The sequence below is a fragment of the Xanthomonas vasicola pv. musacearum NCPPB 4379 genome, from assembly GCF_000277895.2.
In the GTDB taxonomy this organism is placed as follows: Bacteria; Pseudomonadota; Gammaproteobacteria; order Xanthomonadales; family Xanthomonadaceae; genus Xanthomonas; species Xanthomonas vasicola.
Window position 1 is genome coordinate 1,128,465 of record NZ_CP034655.1, and the last position, 16,505, is coordinate 1,144,969.

General features: G+C 62.4%; 13 protein-coding genes and 1 pseudogene. 6 read left to right on the forward strand and 8 right to left on the reverse strand.

The window, feature by feature from the left end; translation table 11 throughout:
* Positions 1–418: 418 nt before the first annotated feature.
* Positions 419–937 carry a disulfide bond formation protein B gene (locus KWO_RS05290; RefSeq protein ID WP_010371131.1) on the forward strand — a complete coding sequence of 173 codons (519 nt, stop codon included), beginning with the start codon at positions 419–421 and terminating at the stop codon, positions 935–937.
* Between the two features lie 528 nt (positions 938–1,465).
* On the opposite strand, the gene KWO_RS05295 is transcribed toward KWO_RS05290, so the two are convergent.
* A complete protein-coding gene (locus KWO_RS05295; RefSeq protein ID WP_017112219.1) occupies positions 1,466–3,589 on the reverse strand; it encodes a TonB-dependent receptor in 2,124 nt (707 codons plus the stop codon).
* 246 nt (positions 3,590–3,835) lie between these two features.
* Between KWO_RS05295 and KWO_RS05305 the strand changes: the two genes are divergently transcribed.
* Together KWO_RS05305 and KWO_RS05310 are read left to right on the forward strand one after the other, a co-directional pair.
* Positions 3,836–5,233 carry a class II 3-deoxy-7-phosphoheptulonate synthase gene (locus tag KWO_RS05305; RefSeq protein WP_010379354.1) on the forward strand — a complete coding sequence of 466 codons (1,398 nt, stop codon included), beginning with the start codon at positions 3,836–3,838 and terminating at the stop codon, positions 5,231–5,233.
* 83 nt (positions 5,234–5,316) lie between these two features.
* Positions 5,317–6,444 carry a mechanosensitive ion channel family protein gene (locus tag KWO_RS05310; RefSeq protein ID WP_010371145.1) on the forward strand — a complete coding sequence of 376 codons (1,128 nt, stop codon included), beginning with the start codon at positions 5,317–5,319 and terminating at the stop codon, positions 6,442–6,444.
* A gap of 180 nt (positions 6,445–6,624) precedes the next feature.
* Here the strand turns inward: KWO_RS05310 and KWO_RS05315 are convergent.
* The 4 genes and pseudogenes from KWO_RS05315 to typA form a co-directional block, all read right to left on the reverse strand.
* Positions 6,625–6,897 (reverse strand): annotated as a pseudogene (locus KWO_RS05315) (transposase); the annotation flags it as partial.
* Positions 6,898–6,969: 72 nt separating this feature from the next.
* On the reverse strand, positions 6,970–8,619 hold the full coding sequence (locus KWO_RS05320; RefSeq protein ID WP_010379357.1) for an amidase: 1,650 nt from the start codon (positions 8,617–8,619) through the stop codon (positions 6,970–6,972).
* Positions 8,620–8,722: 103 nt separating this feature from the next.
* A complete protein-coding gene (locus KWO_RS05325; RefSeq protein WP_026112159.1) occupies positions 8,723–9,142 on the reverse strand; it encodes a DUF2127 domain-containing protein in 420 nt (139 codons plus the stop codon).
* A gap of 69 nt (positions 9,143–9,211) precedes the next feature.
* Complete coding sequence (gene typA / locus KWO_RS05330) at positions 9,212–11,041, reverse strand: translational GTPase TypA (protein WP_010368633.1); 1,830 nt, start codon at positions 11,039–11,041, stop codon at positions 9,212–9,214.
* A 242-nt stretch (positions 11,042–11,283) separates the two neighbouring features.
* On the opposite strand from typA, the gene KWO_RS05335 reads away from it, so the two are divergent.
* Together KWO_RS05335 and KWO_RS05340 are read left to right on the forward strand one after the other, a co-directional pair.
* Positions 11,284–11,778 carry a peptidylprolyl isomerase gene (locus KWO_RS05335; protein WP_010368631.1) on the forward strand — a complete coding sequence of 165 codons (495 nt, stop codon included), beginning with the start codon at positions 11,284–11,286 and terminating at the stop codon, positions 11,776–11,778.
* Between the two features lie 116 nt (positions 11,779–11,894).
* A complete protein-coding gene (locus tag KWO_RS05340; RefSeq protein ID WP_010379359.1) occupies positions 11,895–12,881 on the forward strand; it encodes a malate dehydrogenase in 987 nt (328 codons plus the stop codon).
* Positions 12,882–12,964: 83 nt separating this feature from the next.
* Here KWO_RS05340 and KWO_RS05345 read toward each other — a convergent pair whose 3' ends face one another.
* The 3 genes from KWO_RS05345 to KWO_RS05350 all read right to left on the reverse strand — a co-directional run bounded on the left by KWO_RS05345 (position 12,965) and on the right by KWO_RS05350 (position 14,464).
* The gene (locus tag KWO_RS05345; protein WP_010368625.1) at positions 12,965–13,579 is read right to left on the reverse strand and encodes a glutathione binding-like protein; all 615 of its coding nucleotides are present in this window, start codon (positions 13,577–13,579) and stop codon (positions 12,965–12,967) included.
* 275 nt (positions 13,580–13,854) lie between these two features.
* Positions 13,855–13,995, reverse strand: a complete 141-nt coding sequence (locus KWO_RS22460) for a hypothetical protein (RefSeq protein WP_010368622.1) — start codon at positions 13,993–13,995, stop codon at positions 13,855–13,857.
* 7 nt (positions 13,996–14,002) lie between these two features.
* Complete coding sequence (locus KWO_RS05350; protein WP_010368619.1) at positions 14,003–14,464, reverse strand: cell wall hydrolase; 462 nt, start codon at positions 14,462–14,464, stop codon at positions 14,003–14,005.
* A gap of 881 nt (positions 14,465–15,345) precedes the next feature.
* Here KWO_RS05350 and KWO_RS05355 point away from each other — a divergent pair.
* Positions 15,346–16,329 (forward strand): IS5 family transposase, encoded by a 984-nt coding sequence (locus KWO_RS05355; protein ID WP_017113471.1) that lies wholly within the window; start codon positions 15,346–15,348, stop codon positions 16,327–16,329.
* Positions 16,330–16,505: the final 176 nt, after the last annotated feature.

A 16,505-nucleotide genomic window follows, 5' to 3' on the forward strand; every position in this document is an offset into this window, starting at 1 on the left:
CGGCGCACGCCGGGCTTTTTTATTGGCTGGTCGAAAATGTACGTTTGCCGAAGGCTGCTGGCTGCACATACCTGCTGCACACATGCCCATGCACATCGATCGGTGCGCCCACGCAGCAGGCAAGACGACATTGCTAGAGCTCATGTTTCGGTGCGACTTCCTATCACTTGCTCGGCCTGTTGCAGCTTCCTTCCGCTGAGTCGAGGACGGCTCGCGGATTTTGGATTGTCGCTTGCGGGAGGCATGCCGTGGACCCTGAACGTTCGGACATCGCATGCGTGTCACCGCGTGTCGCCACGGCTGCGATGCAGATAAGCACCAGGCGCTTGGCGCGGTGCGGCTGCTTGCTCAGACATGCGTGGTCACGGCCGTAGCGATGGCTGATAATCGGCAACTTGACCCTAGGCAAGCAGTGACGATGAATCCATTTCGTTGGAGTTTCCGGGCGCAGTTTTTGCTGGGCTTCCTTGCGTGCGCAGGACTGCTGGCCTACGCGATCTATGTGCAGTTGCACCTGGGTCTGGAGCCTTGCCCGCTGTGCATCTTCCAGCGGATCGCGTTTGCGGCGCTGGCGGTGTTCTTCCTGATCGGCGCACTGCATGGGCCACGAGCTGCGGGCGCGCGGAAGGTGTATGGCATGTTGAGCTTCATCGCCGCAGGCGTGGGCATGGGCATCGCGGGGCGCCACGTGTGGGTGCAGATCCGGCCAAAGGACATGATGTCCTCCTGCGGGCCACCGTTGAGCTTTCTGAGCGAGACGATGGGTCCGTTCGAAGTGTTCCGCACCGTGCTGACCGGCACCGGTGACTGCGGCAATATCGATTGGCGCTTCCTGGGCCTGAGCATGCCGATGTGGAGCATGGTGTGGTTCGTGGGGCTGGCACTGTGGGCGCTGTACGCGGGCTTCAAGGCACGGCGTAGTTCGGTATATCACTGAGCGGTGCCGTGCGTTGCCACGCCTGCAGCCCTGGAGGCAGGCGGGTGTCATCGCGATAGGCAAGCACTCTGCGTCGCGTGGGCGGCGACGCTACGTGGTTCGCCGGGTGACAGGCGGGCGAAAGGAGGGGCTCTGATCTGCTGCCGGTCATGCGCTTTGAGTCATCGGTACGCAACCGATCTACGCTACATGCACTCTGTGCTTTTGATGCGCTTGATGGGGTTGTTTGATTGCACCCAGCACTGGGCATCTGCCGCCGCTTGCACGCGGCTGCGGCGTATTGCAATTAGTGACAGCCACGGTGTGGCCTAAGGCATGGGTCTTCCTGCCGGCCAGCTCTGGTGGATCGTGGCTCGGCTCGTAGCATCGCTAGACCGACAAGTCGGTGCGAACGCGCCATTCAGACGATGCGCACCAGCCATACAGCCGGTAAGCATCCAACCTGTCCCATTTTGATTCGTCTTCATCGCGGTAACGCCGGCGGATGGACCGGACTGCACCTAGTCCATCCGCTACCTTGCACCGCAATCAGAAGTCCTGCTGCAGGCTCACATAAACGCCGCGGCGCGGTGCCCATTGCGGTGCGAACACGCCGATGCCGCCGCCATCGCGCAACTGGTAGCTGCGATTGAGGACATTGACCGCAGCCAGTTGCACATGCAGCGGATGCGTATTGACGTCGAAGTCGTGGCCGACACTGGCATTCAACTGGAAGTACGACGGAAGCGAAGCGCCGTTGGGCACGGTGTCGGTATCGGTGCGCAAGCCGCTGCCGAACAGATAGTTGAGGCCGACCTTGCTGCCTTCGCTGAAGGCGTAGTTGATGCCGCCGGAAGAGGTCAGCTTCTGATCGTGGTCCAGGTGGATCCAGTTGTCGTAGGCGTAAGCCAGCGCATCCGGGTCGAAGTTATACAGACTGGTCATGACCTGCTTGCCCATGGCCTTGCTGTATGCGACGTTGAAATAGGCGGTGACCGGCCCGTTGGTGTAGTCGGCGCTAAACTCGGCCCCGCGGATGCGGCCGTAGCGGTAGTTGAAGGTGGAATAGACGTAGGCCGCACCGAACTGGCCCTCGTCCTGGAGCCGGTCGGCCTTGCGGTAATAGGTGTCCAGACCTAGCGTCAGATGGTCGGTGACCACTTGCGAGATGCCCAGGTCGTAGTAGTCGCTGCGTTCGCTCAACGGTGTGGTCTGGCCGTTGCCGGCCGACTGCTGATTGGTGGTGCCGTCGTACAGCGCGATGTCGCTGGTGGAGATCAGCTCGCTGGCTGGTGGGGTGAAGTAGCGCGCGTAACCGGCATGCACGGTAGTGCTCTCGCTGGCGCGCCAGATCACGCCCAGGCGCGGGCTGAGCTGACCTTCGGTAGTGCCGAAGGCCTTGTATTTGTCGCCGCGCAGCCCGTAATTGACGGTCCAGTCATCACCGATCTTCCATTCGTCCTGCAGGTAGAGGGCGTAGGTGCTGGCATGGAAACGGCTGCCGTCGGGGATGAACAACGGCATGTTGCTGCTCTGGCTGCCGTCGTCGTTGGCCGGGAAGACGTAAGAGTTGTTGCTGGCGATGGCGTGCTCGAAGTTGCCGTACAGGCCGTAGCGCAGCGTATGCGAGCCACCCCACGGCGTTGCGAAGTCTGCCTGTACAGTATTGGCGCGGTTGCTGCGGTCCACTTGCGAGGCGATGCCGTTGAAGATCAGATCGCCGGCGACGTCGGGCGAGAAGGCCACGCTGCTGTAGCGCTGGCCGGCGGAGATCTGATAGTTGGTGTCGCCGATGGTGCCTTGCAGGGCCAAGGTGCCGAAACGGGTGTTTTCGCGCTGGTTTTCATCCAGCTGCGACGAATCGAGATCGGTGGTTCCCAGGTAATCGAACGCTGGTGTCTGCCCGGGATTGTTGGGAATCTGGAAGCGATTGTTGGCGTAGCCAACCAATAGGCTGAGACGGGTGTTCTCATTGACCAAGTAGGTCAGATCGGCGAAGCCCTTGCCCTGATGGCTTTTGTCATGGATCGGATTGAGGCTGTCGACCGGGTTTTCCAGGCCGTTCTTGTTCTGGTCGTAATCGCCGCTGACGAACCAGCTCCAACGCCCGCTGCTGCCCCAAAGCGACGCATTGGGGTTGATGGTGCCGAATGAGCCGGCGGTGATGCCGGCGCTGCCGCCATTGCCGAGTTCGGCACCGCTCTTGGTGGTGATGTCGACCACCGCGGCGGTGCGGTCGCCGAACTGCGCCGGCAATGCGCCATCGAGCAGCTTGAGGTTCTTGATGATGCGCGGCTCCAGGCTCTGGCCGAAGCCGGAGATGGATTCGGGAATCATCACGCCGTTGATGCGGTACTGCAGGTTGGCGTGGTCGCCGCGCACGTGGATGCTGCCATAGGAATCCTGCACCACGCCCGGTGCCTGCAGCAGAACCTGGTTGAGCGGGGTCGCCGCGCCAAGCGGCAGGCGATCAATATCTTCAGCGGTGATGGCGAATTGGCTGCTGCCGATATCCGGTGACAGCGCGTTGCGCGCCGCCTCGAGCTTGGCGATCACATTGACCGTATCCAGATCGGTCGTGCGCTCGGAGTCGGCATCGGCGGCGAGCGCCGCACCGACGGGTGCGGCCAGCAGGGCAACGGTGATAGCGGCAGACAGAAGACGAGGAGTCATGGCAGTTTCGCGAGGCGGGTGAGGGAGGAGGTGTTGTTATTTCGTAACATTGGACTGCTTGGCGAGCGCTAGCGTAGGTCGAAAGTCATGGCGCGCAGGGGGATGTTGCTTGGTGTTCAGGTCGCAGGCGCTTGCGCGCCAGTGCCGCTGCGGGCGCTGCGGTGGCAATCCGACGCGCCTGGCATGCAGGCGCTTTGCGTAGCCCTCCGGCTCTGCCAACATCGCAGACTGCCTAGGAGTCCTTTCATGAATCTTTCCGCCCCCACTCCCGTTTCCGATCCCGCCGTCGCAGTGTGGGCGCCGGATAGCTGGCGCGGCAAACCTGCATTGCAGCTGCCGGTGTATCCGGATGAAGCCGCGCTGCAGACCGCCATGCGCGAGTTGGGGCAGCTCCCGCCGCTGGTGACCTCGTGGGAAATCTTTGCGCTCAAGCGCCAATTGGCGGAAGCGCAGGAAGGCAAGCGCTTCCTGCTGCAGGGCGGTGATTGCGCGGAAAATTTCAGCGATTGCGAATCGGGCACCATCTCCAATCGCCTGAAGGTACTGCTGCAAATGAGCCTGGTGCTGGTGCACGGGCTGCATTTGCCGGTGGTGCGGGTGGGCCGTTTTGCCGGGCAATATGCCAAGCCGCGTTCGGCCGATACAGAGACCCGCGATGGCGTGACCTTGCCGAGCTACCGCGGCGATGTAATCAATGCGCCGGCCTTTACCGAAGCGGCGCGCGTGCCCGACCCTCGCCGCATGATCACCGCGCATTCGCGTTCGGCGATGACGATGAACTTCGTGCGCGCGTTGATCGACGGCGGCTTTGCCGACCTGCATCACCCCGAATACTGGAATCTGGATTGGGTGGGCTATTCGCCGCTGGCGGCGGACTACCAGAAGATGGTCGCTTCGATCGGCGATGCCGTGCGCTTCATGGAAACCCTGTCCGGTGCGGAGGTGTACAACCTCAATCGCATCGACTTCTACACCTCGCACGAAGCCTTGCTGCTGCCGTACGAAGAAGGCCTGACCCGGCAGGTGCCGCGGCAGTGGGGCTGGTTCAATCTCAGCACCCACTACCCGTGGATCGGCATGCGCACCGCTGCGCTGGATGGTGCGCATGTGGAATACCTGCGCGGCGTGCGTAATCCCATCGCGATCAAGGTCGGGCCGTCGGTGCAGCCAGATCAGTTACTGCGCCTGATCGATGTGCTCAATCCCGAAGACGAACCCGGGCGTTTGAGCTTCATCCATCGCATGGGCGCGGCGCAGATCGCCGAGAAGTTGCCGCCGCTGCTGGATGCCGTCAAGCGCGACGGGCGGCGGGTGCTGTGGGTCTGCGATGCGATGCACGGCAATACCGAAAGCACGGGAAATGGCTATAAAACGCGGCGTTTCGACAATATCCGCAATGAAGTGGAGATCTCCTTCGACCTGCATGCGGCGGCCGGCACGCGGCTGGGTGGCGTGCATCTGGAACTCACCGGCGAAGATGTCACCGAGTGCACCGGCGGCGCACGCGAGCTGACCGAGCGCGATCTGGAGCGGGCGTATCGCTCCAGCGTGGATCCGCGCCTTAACTACGAACAATCGCTGGAAATTGCGATGGCGATCGTGCGCAAGCAGCAACAGGTGGCCTCGCAGCCGCTGGGCGCATGAGCGGGGTGTGCGCATGACGTGATGCTCATGCCGCGTGCGGCATGCTCTGGCAGCCATCCCTCTCCCCCCACAGGAGGAACGGTTTGACTGCCGATTGGAACGTCATCCGCGAATACGCAATTCCGCTCGGTGCCTCGCTGCTGGCGGGCATCGTGACCTGGTCATTGATGCTGTGGCTGTTTCGCCGCATGCAGGGCCGCGACTATCGCCGTGCGCGCATCATTCGCGTGATCACGCTGCCGGCGGCCTTTATTTTGCCGCTGTTGTTTTTGGGCATCGCCACCGAAGCGACCCCATTGGCCGGCAGGGCGCTGGTAGCAGTGCAGCATCTGCTGCACCTGGGCATCGTCGGCTGCGTCACTTGGTTGCTGGTACGTGCGGTGGCTGCTGGCGAAGCGGCGATTCTGCGCAGCAACCCGATCGAAGTCTCCGACAACCTCACCGCACGCCGCATCCAGACTCAGACGCGCGTGCTGAGCCGGGTGCTGATGGGCACGGTGATCTTGCTCGGCATTTCGGTAGTCCTGCTGACCTTTCCGCAGGTGCGCCAGATCGGCAAGACCTTGCTGGCGTCGGCCGGTATCATCGGGCTGGTGGCCGGTATCGCGGCCAAGCCGGTGTTCGGCAATTTGATCGCCGGTTTGCAGATTGCACTGACCCAGCCGATTCGCCTGGACGATGTGGTGATCGTGGAGGGCGAGTGGGGCCGTATCGAAGAGATCGGTAGCTCGTACGTGGTGGTGCGGATCTGGGACGAGCGCCGCATGGTGGTGCCGCTGACGTGGTGGATCGAAAACCCGTTTCAGAACTGGACGCGCAGCAGTGCCGACCTGCTCGGCACCGCGTTTTTGTGGCTGGATTACCGTACGCCGATTGCAGCAGTACGCGCGGAGCTGGAGCGTATCTGCCAGAGCGAGCCGCTATGGGATGGCCGTGTGTGCGTGACCCAGATTACCGACACCAGCGACAACACCATCCAGGTGAGGCTGCTGGTAAGCGCGCGCAATTCTGGCGATGCCTTCGATCTGCGCTGTCTGGTGCGCGAACGCATGATCGATTTCCTGACCCGCGAGCATGCGTATGCATTGCCGAGAATTCGCGCCGAAATCGCTGCGCAGGAAAAAGCGCCATCGCGTGCGGCCGAGCCGATTGCACAGGAGAGCGTACGCTCGCCGGGCGCCGAAGACGGCGAGCCTGCGACCAGCATCTAGCGCAGCTCAGAAAAAGACTGTGCCGCTGCCGGGCGGGCTTGGTCGGTGCTCGGAATCGGCATGTACTCCGGTTCCTCTGCACCGTCCGCGCCACGCACCCACCAGGCGACTGCTCGCGACGAGCTGTTGGTCGTTCTTGGTGCGTCGTGTAGCGGTGGCTACCGGCATCTAAGAATCTGTTCACGATCTCCCGAGCAGCAATGGCAGGAACGCAAGATGGATGAACTGCAAGCTGGTATTGAGTCTTCGCTCGCAGTTCTTCCATAACCTTCGGTTCTTCTCCAGCCAGGCAAAGCTGCGTTCAACAATCCAGTGCTTCGGCAAGACCTTGAAAGTATGCAACTCGCTGCGTTTGGCAATCTGTACGGTGACGCGCTTGCCAAGGATGTCCTGGACGCCCTTGGCGAAGGGATCTCCGCTATAGCCGCTATCGCCCAGCAGGCTTTTCGCCCGACCCTAGCTGCGCTTGCACGCGCCAGTGTGGCGTCGGGCGCCAGCTGCTACGCGTGGCCCTGCGTGGCCCAATCAATCGTTTTTGACCCACATCGGTGCCGGCACGACGGGCGCGACCGCTGATGTGGCTGGATCATGCGCAGCCGGCGCACTGAGCGCATAGCCAGGCGTAAAGCGCGCATGGCTGCGTTGTTCGTACGCATACGCCAGCTCGATCAGGCGCGGCTCGCTCCAGGCCGTGCCCATGAACAACAGACCCAGTGGCAAGCCCTGGGTCTGTCCCATCGGCACGCTCAGGCTCGGATAACCGGCCACTGCAGCGGCACCATAGCCGGCGCCGGGGAAAGTGTCGCCCTTGCCGAGCGTGGTGATCCACGCCGCGCCCGTCGTGGGCACGATCAAGGCATCCAGGCGATCTGCCTTCAAGGCTGCGTCGATGCCTTCCGGCCCGGCCAACCGCTTGGCGTTCGCGCGCGCGCTCAGGTACCCCGCATCGTCGAGACCGGGTGCTGCCTGCGCCTGTTCGAACAGCTCCTGCCCGAAGTACGGCATCTCGCGCTGCGCATGGTTGCGATTGAACGCAATCAACTGCTGCAGGGTCGCAACGGGCGCGTGGTGGTTTTGCAGGTATGCATTCAAGCCGGCCTTGAATTCGACCAATAAGACCATCTGCTCAGCAGCATCCCACTTGCCATCGGAGACTAGGGCGGTTTCAACCACAGTGGCGCCTGCGGCACGCAGCGTCTGCACGGCGCGGTCGAGCGCCGCGGCGATCGCCGGGTCTTCGCGTAGCGGGTTGCGCAACAGGCCCAGGCGCGCGCCACGCAGGCTGTAGGGCTTCAGGTGGGCGAGATAATTGGCGCTGGCCGCCGGTGCCTTGGCGGTGGCCGGGTCCTGCGGGTCGGGGGCGGCGATGGCCTGCAGCACTGCAGCCGCATCGGCGACGCTGCGCGTCATCGGGCCGGCGGTGTCCTGGCTGCTGGAAATCGGGATGATGCCATCGCGACTGACCAAGCCAACGGTCGGCTTGAGCCCGACCAGGCCGTTGACCGATGCCGGGCAGGTAATGCTGCCATCGGTTTCGGTGCCGATGCCGACGGCGGCCAGGCTGGCCGCGATGGCCGCACCGGTGCCGGCGCTCGAGCCGCAGGGATTGCGATCCAGTGCATACGGGTTGCGGGTCAGCCCGCCGCGTCCGCTCCAGCCGGAACTGGACTGGGTGGAGCGGAAACTGGCCCACTCGCTGAGGTTGGCCTTGCCCAGGATCACTGCGCCGGCGGCGCGCAGGCGCTGCACCAGGAAGGCATCGCGGCTGGGGCGGAATTCGGCCAGTGCCAGCGAGCCGGCGCTGTTGACCATCGGCAGCGCGTCGATGTTGTCCTTGAGCAGTACCGGGATGCCGTGTAGCGGCCCGCGCACGCGGCCGGCGCTGCGTTCGGCGTCTAGGGCGCGTGCATCGGCTTCGGCCCGCGGATTGAGTTCGATCACCGCGTTGAGCGTGGGGCCGGCGCGATCGATGCTGGCAATGCGCTGCAGATACGCGCGCGTGAGTTGCAGGCTGCTGCTCTGGCCGCTGGCCATGCGGGCTTGCAGGCCGGCCACGTCGGCCTCGGCCAGATCGATGGTTTTGGCGGTGGAATCGGTGGGGGTACCGGTCGCCGCGCGCGACGAATCATCGGCATGCGCACAGCCGCAGAGCGCAGCAAGCAGCGCGAAAGACAAAGTGGTGGACCGCATGGATGGTCTTCCCCGGGGAGAAGTCGCAGGCTAACGGCGCTGCGTCGGGGTGACAACGGATGACGTGCCCGAAAACGGGAAGGCAAGCTCAGCGACGGCGGCGTCGCACCAGATCGCGTGCCAGCACCCCGACTACAATCAGGTTGATTGCCAGCACGGCCCAGGCGGTCCAGCCGGGGTGACGCACGATGGCATAGATATCGAAGGGCAGATAGATGGCCGCCGACAGGCAGCCCAGCACCGAGGCCCAGGCCTTGGCACGCCACAGACCCCAGGCTTCCACTACGTGCAGCAGGCCGTAGGCCAGCATGGCGGCAGCGGCTAGATGCACCGCATCGGGGCTGATGGTCTTGAGCAACGACGGCAATGCGCCGTGGTCCGGGTCCAGATTGAAACGACGGATCAGTGTGCTGACCGCATTTTGCAGGGGGAGCGGGCCCAGAAGTTCCAGGCCCGTCGCCGCTAACAGCGCAAGTGTTCCCTTGACCGCCTCAAGCAAGGCGATCACATGCAGTCCCGGATGCGCGCGCGGATCCGGGCTATAGGGCTTGGTGCTCACGCGTGTCGGCCTGACACCTTAGCCCGAACGACCAGCGCGCTTACGGTCGCTTTCGGTCAGGAACTTCTTGCGCAGGCGAATTTCCTTCGGGGTGACTTCCACCAGCTCGTCGTCCTCGATGAAGTCCAGGGCCTGTTCCAGCGTGTACTTGATCGCCGGGGTCAGCTTGATCGCATCGTCCTTGCCAGAAGCGCGCATGTTGGTCAGCGGCTTGGTCTTGATCGCGTTGACGGTCAGGTCGTTGTCCTTGGAGTGGATACCGATCAGCTGACCTTCGTACACATTGTCGCCTTCGGCGGCGAACAGGCGACCACGCTCTTCCAACGGCCCCAGTGCATAGGCCGGCGTTGCGCCCGGTGCATTGGCAATCATCACGCCGTTCTGGCGCTTGGCGATCGCGCCCTGTTCCTTCGGACCGTAATGGTCGAACACGTGGAACAGCAGGCCCGAGCCCTGGGTCAGAGTGCGGAATTCGTTCTGGAAGCCGATCAGGCCACGCGCCGGGATCATGTAATCCAGACGCACGCGGCCCTTGCCGTCCGGCTCCATGTTCTTCAGCTGGCCCTTACGGGTGCCCAGCTTTTCCATCACGCCGCCCTGGTGCTGTTCTTCGATGTCCACCACCAGCTGTTCGATCGGCTCCATCAACTTGCCGTCGATTTCCTTGATGATCACTTCCGGACGCGACACGGCCAGCTCGTAGCCTTCACGACGCATGTTTTCGATCAGCACCGACAGATGCAATTCGCCACGGCCGGAGACCAGGAACTTGTCGGCGTCGGAACCTTCCTCGACCTTCAGTGCCACGTTGTGCACCTTCTCGCGATCCAGACGGTCGCGCAGCTGACGGCTGGTCAGGAACTTGCCACCGGACAGGTCCTTGTTGCCGGCAAACGGCGAGTTGTTGACCTGGAAGGTCATCGAGATGGTGGGCTCGTCCACGGTCAGCGCCGGCAGCGACTCGGGGTGATCGAGCGCGCACACGGTGTCGGAAATGGTCAGCTCGGTCACGCCGGAGATGGCGACGATGTCGCCAGCCTCAGCGGTGTCCTGCTCGATGCGCTCCAGGCCCAGGAAGCCCAGCACCTGCAGTACCTTGCCCTGACGCTTCTTGCCTTCGCGGTCGATCACGCTGACCGGCATGTTCTTCTTCAGCACGCCGCGCTGGATGCGGCCGATGCCGATCACGCCGACGAAGTTGTTGTAGTCCAGCTGGCTGATGCGCATCTGGAACGGGCCGTCCGGGTCAACGTCCGGGGCCGACACATGCTGCATGATCGCTTCGTACAGCGGGGTCATGTCGCCGTCGCGCACGTTCGAATCCAGGCTGGCGTAGCCGTTCAGTGCGGAGGTGTAGACGATCGGGAAGTCCAGCTGCTCGTCGGTTGCGCCGAGCTTGTCGAACAGGTCGAACACCTGGTCGATCACCCAGTCCGGGCGTGCGCCGGGACGGTCGATCTTGTTGACCACCACGATTGGCTTGAAGCCCATCGCGAAGGCCTTCTGGGTCACGAAGCGGGTCTGCGGCATCGGGCCGTCCATCGCGTCGACCAGGATCAGCACCGAGTCCACCATCGACAGCACGCGCTCGACTTCGCCACCGAAGTCGGCGTGTCCCGGGGTGTCGACGATGTTGATGCGGTTGCCGTTCCAGGTGATGGCCGTGTTCTTGGCCAGGATCGTGATGCCACGCTCCTTTTCCTGATCGTTGCTGTCCATCACGCGCTCAGCCAACACAGTGCGTTCGGACAGGGTGCCGGACTGCTTCAGAAGGCAGTCGACGAGGGTGGTCTTGCCATGGTCAACGTGCGCGACGATGGCGATATTGCGGAGTTTTTCGATAGACATGCGGAAAGGGCCCCTGTCTGGCGCCAGTCTTGAGATGAGGTAAGCCCAACATTATAGCGGTTTCGTTGCGTTGCCGTTGCGGGTGCGCCAAAGTCGGTTCAGATCGCCCATTCAGCCAGCGTGACGAGGCCCACGGCCGGGGCGAGGTGAGTGTTGGACCATGGTCGTAACCACGCGGCCGGTCGCACGCCCGGGTGTATCCTAATGGGCTGTTGATCACTCCAGAACCTGCAAGGATTTCCATGTCCCTGATCGCCACCTTTGACACCTCCCGCGGCCCGATCGTTGTCGAGCTGTACCCGGAGAAGGCCCCGCTGACGGTTGCCAACTTCGTCAACCTGGCCAAGCGCGGCTTCTACAACGGCCTGAGCTTCCACCGTGTCATCGCCGACTTCATGATCCAGGGCGGTTGCCCGGAAGGTTCCGGCCGCGGCGGCCCGGGCTACCGTTTCGAAGACGAGGCCAACAATGGCGTCGGTCACGAGCGCGGCGTGTTGTCCATGGCCAACGCCGGCCCGAACACCAACGGCAGCCAGTTCTTCATCACGCACACCGCCACCCCGTGGCTGGACGGCAAGCACACCGTGTTCGGCAAGGTCACTCAGGGCCTGGACGTGGTCGATAGCGTTGCCCAGGGCGACACCATCAATACGCTTACAATCGAAGGCGACACCGACGCCGTGCTGGCCGCCAAGGCCGACCGCGTTGCGGAGTGGAACAAGATCCTCGCCGCCTGATCGCCTCCCGTCGAACGGCCGCCTTGTGCGGCCGTTTGCTTGTCAAAGCGCGCCGCCAGGCCTTGCGCTCCGCCAGCGCGCTACCCACCAACGCTTTTTAGCAGAGGAAACACCCCATGAAAGCACCTGTTCGTGTTGCTGTGACCGGCGCTGCCGGCCAGATCGGCTATGCCCTGCTGTTCCGCATCGCCTCCGGCGAAATGCTGGGCAAGGATCAGCCGGTGATCCTGCAATTGCTGGAACTGTCCAACGAGAAGGCCCAGGCCGCGCTCAAGGGCGTGATGATGGAACTGGAAGACTGCGCGTTCCCGCTGCTGGCCGGCATGGTCGGCACCGACGACGCCGAGGTGGCGTTCAAGGACATCGACGTGGCCCTGCTGGTCGGCGCGCGTCCGCGCGGCCCTGGCATGGAGCGCAAGGACCTGCTGCTGGAAAACGCCAAGATCTTCACCGCGCAGGGCGCGGCGTTGAACAAGGTCGCCAAGCGTGACGTCAAGGTGCTGGTGGTCGGCAACCCGGCCAACACCAACGCCTACATCGCGATGAAGTCGGCGCCGGATCTGAACCCGAAGAACTTCACCGCCATGCTGCGTCTGGACCACAACCGCGCGCTGAGCCAGCTCTCACTCAAGCTCGGTAAGCCGGTCGGCGGCATCGAGAAGCTGGTGGTGTGGGGCAACCACAGCCCGACCATGTACCCGGACTACCGTTTCGCCACCTCCGATGGCGCGTCCATCGGCGATGCGATCAACGACCAGGAATGGAATGCGTCCACCTTCATTCCGACCGTGGGCAAGCGCGGTGCGGCGATCATCGAAGCGCGTGGTCTGTCATCGGCAGCGTCGGCTGCCAATGCCGCCATCGATCACGTGCGTGATTGGGTGCTGGGCAGCAACGGCAAGTGGGTCACCATGGGCGTGCCGTCGGACGGCTCTTACGGCATTCCGGAAGGTGTGATCTTCGGCTTCCCGGTCACCACCGAGAACGGCCAGTACACCCTAGTCAACGATCTGCCCATCGACGACTTCAGCCAGAAGTACATCGACAAGACCCTGGCCGAGCTGGAAGAAGAACGCAGCGGCGTGTCGCACCTGCTGGGCTGAGTTTTTCGGTCACTGCTGTGATGAAAGCGCCGGGCATTGCCCGGCGTTTTTTATTGCGTGTCGCGGGGCGCATGTCTGCGCTGTCAGGTCAGGCCTTCCGCCTTCAGTGCGGCCTGCACATCGGCATCGGCCAACATGCGTTGCACAAACGCCTGTAGCGCATCCAAGCCATCCAGATTCACGGCGACTTTCTGCGCCCACAGCAAGGTCACGAACAGATACGCATCGGCACCGGTGTGGTTGTCGCTGGCAAGCCAGGTGCGACCTTGCAGATGCGCATCGACGCGCTCGTACAGCGTGCGCAACTTGCTGCGTGCATCGTCTTGACTGCGCGCAATCAGCGCGGGGTCTTGCAGATACGCCGTGCTGCCGAAGATCGGCTTGAACGCGGGATGCACGTCGGCATTGACGAAGGCGATCCAGCGATTGATTTCGGCACGGCTGCGCGCGGTGCCATCGCCGGACAGGCCGCTCAGCGGTGCGATGTCGGCGATGTAATTGAGGATGGCGGCATTCTGGGTCAGTGCCCAATCGTCGATCAACAGCAGCGGTACGGCGCCGGCTGGGTTCAGGCGCAGATACTCGGGAGATTTCATCGTCGCCGCTTCGACCACGCTCAGGTCGAACGGCAACCCCGACCAACGCAACACGATGTGATCTGCCAGCGAACAGGCGCCGGGCTTGGTGTACAGCTTCATGGACGATCCACACGGGAATGAGGTCCTAAGCTTAGCGGGCGGGCGACGCCGTGTGGAGCGTGCAGTTGGTGATTGAAAGCTGCAGCAGGGGCCGCGCCACTGGGCCCGGCGGTCGCGCCGGTTGCGGTTGTGTCGATGCTAATGCCGGCGCCAAGGTGGCCAGCGCGCGGCAGTCGGCGGCTGCGGCTCCTGAGTGATCAGGGCCATTTTGCAACCTATCCAGGTGAGGGAGTGCATCGACGTGTGACACGGCTTTATGCCGTGCTGATCAATCGTCATGCGGCGCTGTATTCGTCGCGCTGCAGCGACATGAGCATCTCGACGACGGTGTCTAGAGACGCGCCGAACGCGTCGGCAGTGCATCGCAGCGGCAGGACATCTTCGTGACACAGAACTAAAAGGGCACGCTGCGACATTGCGCGCTCAGGACGCGTTGCGCGGGCGCAATGTCTGCACGCGATAGAACGTGTGGTCGCCGATGGTCGCCACCTGATAGGCATTACGCCAGCTGGGGCTCGCAATTGCGCTTGCGGCAAAGTGACTGGCACCCGGCACGATCTCTTTGCGCTGGCCAACCGGTAGTGCCCAGTTGCGCTGCGCCGCCAGTGCCACGTCCAACGCCTTGTTCCAGGCATCGTCGTTCTTCAGCTGCGTACCCGGCGCCACAATTGTCGGTGCGAACTGCTTGCGTGCAGTGACCACCTGACACATCGAATCGCCCCACAAACCGCTATCCAGGCGACGCAACGCAACTTCCGCAACGGCCTGTTGGCCACGCAAGGTCTGGTCGCGCGCCTCCAGATAAACGGTGGTACTCAAACACAGTGAATCTGCGGCTGGCTGCGGTAACACATGCGACAGCCAGAGTATCCAAACAAGTTTCATAGAACTCCTTGCTCCGTATGGGCCGTTCCGCAGAGCATCCAATGTGGATGCACCAGTACAGAGGGCTTGGCGTCATGGGGAGGCGACCTGCAAAGGGGCGCCAAAGTTTCCGGCGAAAGAACATCTGCCGAAGGTGCCCACCAAATGCGGTGGGTCAAAAAGTTGGCGCAAGGTAGGCGCCCATCACATAATCGTGGCTGAATGAGACGGTTGACGATTGCGATTGCTTGCGATGTCTAGCGATGCGCAACATCGCGCCGTGCACTGCAGTATTGGATCTGCGTCGCATCGTTGCAGCGACTGTTGCGTTGCGTTACTGCATCGCCGTTTCGCGCGCGTTGATGCCATTACTTGTTGGCTTGAAATGTCGTTGGAATGGACAAAGAAAGCGGATTTCATAGCGTGTGAGATTTGTGCACGCACTCATCACGTGGTGTTATGTTTTCGAAGTTGCGTACTGCCGCTTCGCACGTTGCTTCGTGTGGATGTACTCGCATACAAGAGCTGTGGAAGCGCCGGGAGTAGCGGAAGTGCGAAGTGCATGAGATGCAGTTGTCGTGCGTGCTGCACGACTGATGATCTATGCAGCATCCGTTGATGCGGGAAGATGCGCAGTCTTGACGCATGTTTCCGATGGCAGCAGCAGAGGCAGCAGAGACGCAAGTTGTTGCATGAAAGCTAAGTTGCCATCACAACGCGGTTGCCGTCATTGGATGAGGTCGAAGGTTACTTGGCGATAGGCTGAAAGAACCTGTCGATCATTCGATGTGTCGATGATGTATTCGACTGCACTATGTTTTCCAAGATTGCATGCTTATGGAAACTCTGAACAACTCCCCTTGATCCTGCGACAATCACACAGACGCAACGGGACAACGACGATGCAACTGACCTTCGGCGATGCGGAGTACAACGGCAAGCGCAAGCGGACGCGGCGTGAGGTGTTCTTGGCCGAGATGGACCAGGTCGTGCCGTGGAAGGATCTGCTGGCACTGATCGAACCGCACTACCCGAAGTCGGGGCAGCCGGGGCGACAGCCGTATCGGCTGGAGACGATGCTGCGCATCCACTTTTTGCAGCAGTGGTACGCACTGAGCGATCCATCGGCGGAAGAAGCACTGTACGACACGGTGTCGATGCGCCGTTTTGCGAAGATCGGCGGGCTGGATGAGGTGCCGGATGAAACGACGATTCTCAACTTCCGGCATTTGCTGGAGCGGCATGATTTGGCGCGCAAGCTGTTCAACCGGGTCAACGCGCACCTGTCGCGTAAAGGGCAGAGTCTGCGGGGCGGGACGATCGTGGATGCCACGATCATTGCGGCGCCAAGTTCGACCAAGAACAAGGATGGCGAGCGCGATCCGGACATGCACCAGACCAAGAAGGGCAACCAGTACTTCTTCGGGATGAAGGCGCACATCGGGGTGGACGATGAGTCGGGCCTGGTGCACCACGTGGAATGCACGGCGGCCAACGCAGCGGACATCACGCAGGCGCACAAGCTGCTGCACGGCAAGGAAGACACTGTGAGCGGCGACAGCGGCTACACCGGGCTGGACAAGCGCGATGAGATGAAGGGCAAGCGCACGCTGCGCTACCTGATCGCGGAGAAGCCCTCGAAGCTGAAGCAGATCAAGAATAAGCGCGAACTGAAGTTGGCCAAGCGCTGGGAGCACACCAAAGCCAGCCTGCGTGCGAAGGTGGAACACCCGTTTCGGGTGATCAAGCGTCAGTTTGGTTACGTCAAGGTGCGCTATCGCGGTTTGGCGAAGAACACCGCACAGGTGCTGACGCTGTTTGCACTATCGAATCTGTGGCTGACGCGCAAAGCGTTAATGCCTGCTGCGGGGAAGCTGTGCCTGTAATCCAGGCAACACCCCGCAAACGTGCCGAAACCGGCAAAAAATCGGCGATTTGAGCGCCCTCAGCGCGGCGGATGCGGTTGCTTCGTTTTCCGGTCGCGTTGATCAGACCATCCTTATAAGCGTAAGCGTGCGAAGGCGCGGAAATACGGAAGCGCAGGAGAAAGAAGCCTCGAGGC

Excerpts from the sequence above, each read along its gene's own strand:
- KWO_RS05290 (WP_010371131.1), top strand. The coding sequence starts at position 419 with ATGAATCCATTTCGTTGGAGTTTCCGGGCGCAGTTTTTGCTGGGCTTC.
- KWO_RS05295 (WP_017112219.1), bottom strand. The coding sequence starts at position 3,589 with ATGACTCCTCGTCTTCTGTCTGCCGCTATCACCGTTGCCCTGCTGGCC.
- KWO_RS05305 (WP_010379354.1), top strand. The coding sequence starts at position 3,836 with ATGAATCTTTCCGCCCCCACTCCCGTTTCCGATCCCGCCGTCGCAGTG.
- typA (WP_010368633.1), bottom strand. The coding sequence starts at position 11,041 with ATGTCTATCGAAAAACTCCGCAATATCGCCATCGTCGCGCACGTTGAC.
- KWO_RS05335 (WP_010368631.1), top strand. The coding sequence starts at position 11,284 with ATGTCCCTGATCGCCACCTTTGACACCTCCCGCGGCCCGATCGTTGTC.
- KWO_RS05340 (WP_010379359.1), top strand. The coding sequence starts at position 11,895 with ATGAAAGCACCTGTTCGTGTTGCTGTGACCGGCGCTGCCGGCCAGATC.
- KWO_RS05345 (WP_010368625.1), bottom strand. The coding sequence starts at position 13,579 with ATGAAGCTGTACACCAAGCCCGGCGCCTGTTCGCTGGCAGATCACATC.
- KWO_RS22460 (WP_010368622.1), bottom strand. The coding sequence starts at position 13,995 with ATGTCGCAGCGTGCCCTTTTAGTTCTGTGTCACGAAGATGTCCTGCCG.
- KWO_RS05350 (WP_010368619.1), bottom strand. The coding sequence starts at position 14,464 with ATGAAACTTGTTTGGATACTCTGGCTGTCGCATGTGTTACCGCAGCCA.
- KWO_RS05355 (WP_017113471.1), top strand. The coding sequence starts at position 15,346 with ATGCAACTGACCTTCGGCGATGCGGAGTACAACGGCAAGCGCAAGCGG.